The organism is Nocardia lasii, assembly GCF_042658545.1.
Lineage (GTDB): Bacteria > Actinomycetota > Actinomycetes > Mycobacteriales > Mycobacteriaceae > Nocardia > Nocardia lasii.
Window position 1 is genome coordinate 379087 of the sequence record NZ_JBHSQN010000011.1, and the last position, 6984, is coordinate 386070.

Annotated in this window: 5 protein-coding genes; 2 read left to right on the forward strand and 3 right to left on the reverse strand. The window is 68.4% G+C overall.

Annotated features, from left to right (window positions below; genetic code table 11):
* Positions 1 to 9: 9 nt before the first annotated feature.
* The 3 genes from ilvC to ACFP3H_RS17820 are packed head-to-tail and all read right to left on the reverse strand — an operon-like array spanning position 10 to position 3495.
* Complete coding sequence (ilvC, locus tag ACFP3H_RS17810; protein ID WP_378607468.1) at positions 10 to 1011, reverse strand: ketol-acid reductoisomerase; 1002 nt, start codon at positions 1009 to 1011, stop codon at positions 10 to 12.
* A 52-nt stretch (positions 1012 to 1063) separates the two neighbouring features.
* A complete protein-coding gene (gene ilvN, locus ACFP3H_RS17815; protein ID WP_019048314.1) occupies positions 1064 to 1567 on the reverse strand; it encodes an acetolactate synthase small subunit in 504 nt (167 codons plus the stop codon).
* A complete protein-coding gene (locus ACFP3H_RS17820) occupies positions 1564 to 3495 on the reverse strand; it encodes an acetolactate synthase large subunit (protein ID WP_378607314.1) in 1932 nt (643 codons plus the stop codon). The genes ilvN and ACFP3H_RS17820 overlap by 4 nt, the downstream gene beginning before the upstream one ends.
* A gap of 336 nt (positions 3496 to 3831) precedes the next feature.
* Between ACFP3H_RS17820 and ACFP3H_RS17825 the strand changes: the two genes are divergently transcribed.
* Together ACFP3H_RS17825 and ilvD are read left to right on the forward strand one after the other, a co-directional pair.
* The gene (locus tag ACFP3H_RS17825) at positions 3832 to 4650 is read left to right on the forward strand and encodes a PH domain-containing protein (RefSeq protein ID WP_378607316.1); all 819 of its coding nucleotides are present in this window, start codon (positions 3832 to 3834) and stop codon (positions 4648 to 4650) included.
* A 451-nt stretch (positions 4651 to 5101) separates the two neighbouring features.
* Positions 5102 to 6943: a dihydroxy-acid dehydratase gene (gene ilvD / locus ACFP3H_RS17830; protein ID WP_378607318.1), complete on the forward strand. Its 1842-nt coding sequence runs from the start codon at positions 5102 to 5104 to the stop codon at positions 6941 to 6943.
* Positions 6944 to 6984: the final 41 nt, after the last annotated feature.

The window sequence follows — 6984 nt, forward strand, 5'->3', positions numbered from 1 at the left end:
GCTGAAACCTTACGCGGTTTCGGTGATCGGGCGGTCGACCCAGCTCATCAGGCCGCGCAGCTTGGCGCCGGTGACCTCGATGGGGTGCTCGGCGTTGGCCTTGCGCAGGCCCTCGAGCTCGGTGTTGCCGTTCTCGACGTTGGCGACCAGGCGCTTGACGAAGGTGCCGTCCTGGATGTCGGTCAGGATCGCCTTCATGCGCTCCTTGGTGCCGGCGTCGATGACGCGCGGGCCCGACAGGTAGCCACCGAACTCGGCGGTGTCGGACACCGAGTAGTTCATGCGGGCGATGCCACCCTCGTACATGAGGTCGACGATCAGCTTGAGCTCGTGCAGGACCTCGAAGTACGCCATCTCGGGCGCGTAACCGGCCTCGACCATGACCTCGAAGCCGGTCTTGACCAGCTCTTCGGTGCCACCGCAGAGCACAGCCTGCTCACCGAACAGGTCGGTCTCGGTCTCTTCCTTGAAGGTGGTCTTGATGACGCCGGCGCGGGCACCACCGATGGCCTTGGCGTAGGACAGCGCCAGGGCCTGGCCCTCGCCCTTCGGGTCCTGATCCACGGCGATGAGCGCGGGCACGCCCTTGCCGTCGACGTACTGACGACGCACCAGGTGGCCGGGGCCCTTCGGGGCGACCATCGCGACGGTGACGTTGGCCGGAGCCTTGATCAGACCGAAGTGGATGTTGAGGCCGTGGCCGAAGAACAGCGCGTCGCCGTCCTTGAGGTTGGGCTCGATGTCGTTGGTGAAGATCGACGCCTGGGCGGTGTCGGGGGCCAGCACCATGATCACGTCGGCCCACTCGGAGACCTCGGCGGGGGTGCCGACGGTCAGACCGGCCTCTTCGGCCTTCGGGCGAGACTTGGAGCCCTCGGTCAGGCCGACGCGGACGTCGACGCCGGAGTCGCGCAGGCTCAGCGAGTGCGCGTGGCCCTGGCTGCCGTAGCCGATCACGGCGACCTTGCGGCCCTGGATGATCGACAGGTCAGCGTCGTCGTCGTAGAACATCTCGACTGCCACAGTGGAGTCCCTTCTGGGTTATTTCTCGGATGATGAAAAGTTAGCGGGTGGCGGTGATCGACTTCGGACCGCGTCCGACAGCCACCACGCCCGACTGCACGATCTCGCGGATACCGTACGGCTCCACCATGCGCAGCAGGGCATCCAGCTTGGAGCGGGTGCCGGTGGCCTCGATGGTGAGCGCGTCGGGCGAGACGTCGATCACCTTGGCGCGGAACAACTGCACGGCCTCGATCACCTGCGTGCGCACCGACGCGTCGGCACGCACCTTCACCAGGATCAGTTCGCGGGCCACCGAGGCGTCGGCGTCCTGCTCCACGATCTTGATGACGTTGATCAGCTTGTTGAGCTGCTTGGTGACCTGCTCGAGCGGCAGATCATCGACGGTCACGACGATGGTCATGCGCGAGATCTCGGGGATCTCGGTGCCGCCGACGGCCAGGGATTCGATGTTGAAGCCGCGCCGCGAGAACAGGCTCGCGACACGTGCCAGCACGCCCGGCTTGTCCTCGACGAGGACGCTCAGGGTGTGGGTGGTGCTCATTCGTCGGCGCCCTTCTCGAATGCGGCCTGCTCGCGTTCCATCGCCTCGTGGATGACGGCCGGTTCGGAAACCGACTCGTCCTCGTCGAAGAGCGGACGGATGCCGCGGGCGAACATGATCTCGTCGTTGCTGGTGCCCGAGGCGACCATCGGCCACACCTGGGCGTCCTTGCCGACGATGAAGTCGATCACGACCGGGCGGTCGTTGATCGCCTGGGCCTGGCGGATCGCGGCCTCGACCTCGTCTTCCTTCTCGACGCGGATGCCGACGCAACCCAGCGCCTCGGCCAGCTTCACGAAGTCGGGGATGCGCAGGGTGTGGGTGCCCAGGTCGGTGTTGGAGTAGCGCTGTTCGTAGAACAGGGTCTGCCACTGGCGGACCATGCCCAGGTTGCCGTTGTTGATCAGCGCGACCTTGATCGGCACGCCCTCCACGGCACAGGTGGCCAGCTCCTGGTTGGTCATCTGGAAGCAGCCGTCACCGTCGACCGCCCAGACCTCCTTGTCCGGGGTGCCCATCTTGGCGCCCATGGCCGCGGGAACCGCGTAGCCCATGGTGCCGAGGCCACCGGAGTTCAGCCAGGTGCGCGGGTTCTCGTACTTGATGAACTGCGCGGCCCACATCTGGTGCTGACCCACGCCCGCGCAGTAGACCGCGTCGGGACCGGCCAGCCGGCCCAGGGTCTCGATCACGAACTCCGGCGAGAGCGAACCGTCGCTGGGGGTCTTCCAACCCAGCGGGTAGTCGTCGCGGATGCCGCTGAGGTAGCCCCACCACTCGGTGAGGTTCAGCAGCGGCGCCGCACCGGACTGCGGGTCGGCCTTGAGGGTCTCGATCAGCTCGATGATGACCTCGCGCGCGTCGCCCACGATCGGGACGTCGGCGTGGCGGTTCTTGCCGATCTCGGCCGGGTCGATATCGGCGTGGATGACCTTGGCGTCGGGCGCGAAGGAGTCCAGCTGGCCGGTGACGCGGTCGTCGAAGCGGGCGCCGAGGGTGATCAGCAGGTCCGACTTCTGCAGCGCGGCCACGGCGCCGACGGTGCCGTGCATGCCGGGCATACCCATGTTCAGGGTGTGGCTGTCGGGGAACGCGCCACGCGCCATCAGGGTGGTGACGACGGGGATGCCGGTCAGTTCGGCCAGCTCGAGCAGCTCGGCCGAGGCGTCGGACTTGATCACGCCGCCGCCGACGTAGAGCACCGGGGACTTGGCTTCCAGGATCAGCCGGGCGGCCTCGCGGACCTGCTTGCCGTGCGGCTTGGTGACCGGACGGTAGCCGGGCAGACGCATCTCCGGCGGCCACGAGAACGTGGTCTGGGCCTGCAGGGCGTCCTTGGTGATGTCGACCAGGACCGCGCCCGGACGACCCGAGGCGGCCAGGTAGAACGCCTCGGCCAGGATGCGCGGGATCTCGGCCGCGTCCTTGACCAGGAAGTTGTGCTTGGTGATCGGCATGGTGATGCCGGAGATGTCGGCTTCCTGGAACGCGTCGGTGCCGACCAGGCTCGACGGCACCTGTCCGGTGATCGCCACGATCGGGACCGAGTCCATCTGCGCGTCCGCCAGCGGGGTCACCAGGTTGGTGGCGCCGGGGCCGGATGTGGCCATACACACACCGACCTTGCCCGAGGACTGCGCGTAACCGGTCGCCGCGTGACCGGCGCCCTGCTCGTGGCGGACCAGGACGTGGCGGACCTTCTTGGAGTCGAACAGCGGGTCGTAGACGGGAAGGACCGCGCCGCCGGGAATGCCGAATACCGTGTCGACGTCGAGCTCTTCGAGGGACCGGACAACCGACTGGGCGCCGGTAACGCGCTCGGGCGCGACCTGCCGACGGGCGGGGTTGGTCGCCGGGCTACCCGAGGGGGTAGCCGAAGGCGCTGACCTGCGGGCCGATGGCCCGGGTCGTGCGGTTGGTGCACTCACCGTCTTCGTTCCTCACTGTGTTGTTCTGACTCGGACTGGCCACGAGGGCCACTGGCATTCGCCCGAACACAAAAAAGCCCCCGCCCAGCACATGGCTGTTCGAGGGTGGCGCGTCGCAAACGCGAGCTGACGTATTGACTCAGGCAGTCAGGCTCAACGCTGGACGCGCCGGCTGAGTACGAGCTCGCTTCGAATCACGCATACGACGTTAGGCGCGCGTAGTGCGTCGAGTCAAACAGGCTATCCGCTCCGGTCCCATTCTGTGGGACTCGAGTGGTTGCGTGGGTCCGTATACCGAGATGCGAGGATAGGAGGGTGTCATCACCGCATCAGTCCGTGCCACCGTCTGAATCGTCCCACACCGCCGGCGAGGGAACCGAGACGGGTCGCCCGTCGCGACCCGGTGGCCTGCGCTCGGCGTCGCCGGGCAGGCTCGCGGCGATCGGGGCGGTGGTGCTGGCCTACCTGATCGTCGTCGTGGTCGGCACGGCGCAGGACTGGTCGCTGGGATTGCGGATCGGACTGCTGGTGCCCGCGGCGGTGATCGTGTGGTTGCTGGTACCGCGCCGGACCAACACCCCCACCCCCGGTCTGCACGTGATCGGGGTGCCCCGGCTGGCCTATATCGGCGTGCTGGTGTTGGCGTTCTGCGTGTTCTTCCCGTTCGTGGGCTGGCCCGCGGCGCTGTGGTGGCTGCTGCTGCTACCGGTGATCGCGGTGTGGTGGGTCACCCGGACGTCGACGACGGTGTCCGAGCGCGGGCTGGATCTGAGCACGATGTTCGGCAAGCGGCACTACGACTGGGCCCAGGTCAAGGGGATCAGCATCCCCAAGCGCGGGTACGTGCGGGCGCGGCTGGTCGACGACTCCGAGGTGAAGTTGCCCGCGGTGGGTTACGACCGGTTGCGCGAGTTGATCGAGGCGTCGGGCGGGCGACTGCCGGACGTGTTCGCCTCGGCCGAGGAGGCGGAGGCCGAGCGGGTCGCCGCCGAACGGGCCGCGGCGAAGGCGAAGCCCGAGGCCGAGGCATCGACCGAGACCGAGTCGGCGGCGGAGTCCGAGGCGTCGGGCGGGACCAAGTCGTCGGCGGAGCCCGGGGCGTCGAGCGGGACCAAGTCGTCGGCAGAGTCCGAGGCATCGACGGAGACCGAGTAATCGGCGGAGCCCGGTCCGTCAGCGGAGACCGAGTCGTCGGCAGGCGCCGAGTCACCGGTCGACCCCGAGTCGCCGACGAAGGCCGGGCCGGACGCGTAGTCGGGGTCGAAGACCGAGAAGTGACCACGTCGCAAACCGCTCGCCGCGGGCAGTGACCGTCGGCACTGTGGGAATCAGCGTGGCCAACGGTGTCGTTGCACCGGTAGGCTGACATCGGACCGGGCGATCCCCGCGCCGACGGCACCACCGCGGCGACACCCCACGACAGCGACACTCCCGCCTCGAGCCCGGTCTCTTCGATCCCTGCACGCCCACCGGCCCGACGCGACCACCGCCCGCCGGAGTAACGTGGAGGGTTGCCGGACGCACCGCGCACTCGCCCGTGCTCGCGCAGGTCAGCCCCCTGAGCGCACGTTTCGGACGCGCACCCAGCGACATTACGAGGACTCCCATGCCACCGCTTCGCTCACGCACCACCACCATCGGCCGCAACGCCGCGGGCGCCCGCTCGCTGTGGCGCGCGACCGGCATGACCGACTCCGACTTCGGGAAGCCGATCATCGCGATCGCGAACTCCTACACGCAGTTCGTTCCCGGTCACGTGCACCTCAAGAACATGGGCGAGATCGTCGCCGAGGGCGTGCGCGCCGCCGGTGGCGTGCCGCGTGAGTTCCACACGATCGCTGTCGACGACGGCATCGCGATGGGTCACGGCGGCATGCTCTACTCGCTGCCCTCGCGCGAGATCATCGCCGACTCGGTGGAGTACATGGCCAACGCCCACACCGCCGACGCGCTGGTGTGCATCTCCAACTGCGACAAGATCACCCCCGGCATGCTCAACGCCGCGATGCGCCTCAACATCCCCGCCGTGTTCGTCTCCGGTGGGCCGATGGAGGCCGGTAAGGCCGTGATCGTCGACGGTGTCGCGCAGGCGCCGACCGACCTGATCACCGCCATCTCCGCCAGCGCGAGCCAGGCCGTGTCCGAGGCGGGCCTGAGCGAAGTAGAACAGGCCGCGTGCCCGACCTGCGGTTCATGTTCGGGCATGTTCACCGCCAACTCGATGAACTGCCTGACCGAGGCGCTGGGTCTGGCCCTGCCGGGCAACGGTTCCACCCTGGCTACGCACGCCTCGCGCCGCGCGCTGTTCGAGCGCGCGGGCACGGTGATCGTCGATATCGCCAAGCGCTGGTACCAGGACGACGACGCCTCGGTGCTGCCCCGAAACGTGGCCAACGCCAAGGCTTTCCGCAACGCGATGGCCCTGGACGTGGCGATGGGCGGTTCGACCAACACCGTGCTGCACACCCTCGCCGCCGCGCAGGAGGGCGAGATCGACTTCGATCTGCAGACCATCGACGAGATCAGCCGTCGGGTGCCGTGCCTGGCGAAGGTCTCGCCCAACTCCGATTACCACATGGAAGACGTGCACCGCGCCGGTGGCATCCCCGCCATCCTCGGTGAACTGCGTCGCGGCGGCCTGCTGGAAACCGACGTGACCACCGTGCACACCGCCGACTACGAGGAATTCCTCGACACCTGGGACATCCGCTCGGGCAAGGCCTCCGACGAGGCGATCGAGCTGTTCCACGCCGCGCCCGGTGGCGTGCGCACGGTCGAGCCGTTCTCGACGAAGAACCGCTGGTCCTCGCTGGACACCGATGCCGCCGGTGGCTGCATCCGTGACATCGAGAACGCCTACACCGTCGAGGGCGGGCTGTGCGTGCTGCGCGGCAATATCGCCCCCGACGGCGCGATCCTCAAGACCGCGGGCATCGACGAGGACCTGTTCACCTTCGAGGGCCCGGCCGTGGTGGTCGAGTCCCAGGAGGACGCGGTGACCATGATCCTGAGCAAGAAGATCCAGCCCGGCGACGTGGTCGTCGTGCGCTACGAGGGCCCCGCCGGTGGCCCGGGTATGCAGGAGATGCTGCACCCCACCTCGTTCCTCAAGGGCCTCGGCCTGGGCAAGGTGTGCGCGCTGATCACCGACGGCCGCTTCTCCGGCGGCACCTCGGGCCTGTCGATCGGTCACGTCTCCCCCGAAGCCGCCTCCGGTGGCGTCATCGGCCTGGTCGAGAACGGCGACCGCATCCGCATCGACGTGCACACCCGCGCGCTCGAGGTGCTGGTCTCCGACGAGGTCCTGGCCGAACGCCGATCGAAGATGGAAGCCTCCGAGCGCCCCTGGCAGCCCGTCAACCGCGACCGCACCGTCACCACCGCCCTGCGCGCGTACGCGGCCCTGGCGACCTCGGCCGACAAGGGCGCGGTCCGCAAGGTGCTGTAGCTGTCACACCGAACAGGAGCGCGCCGCCGGTCGTTGAGACG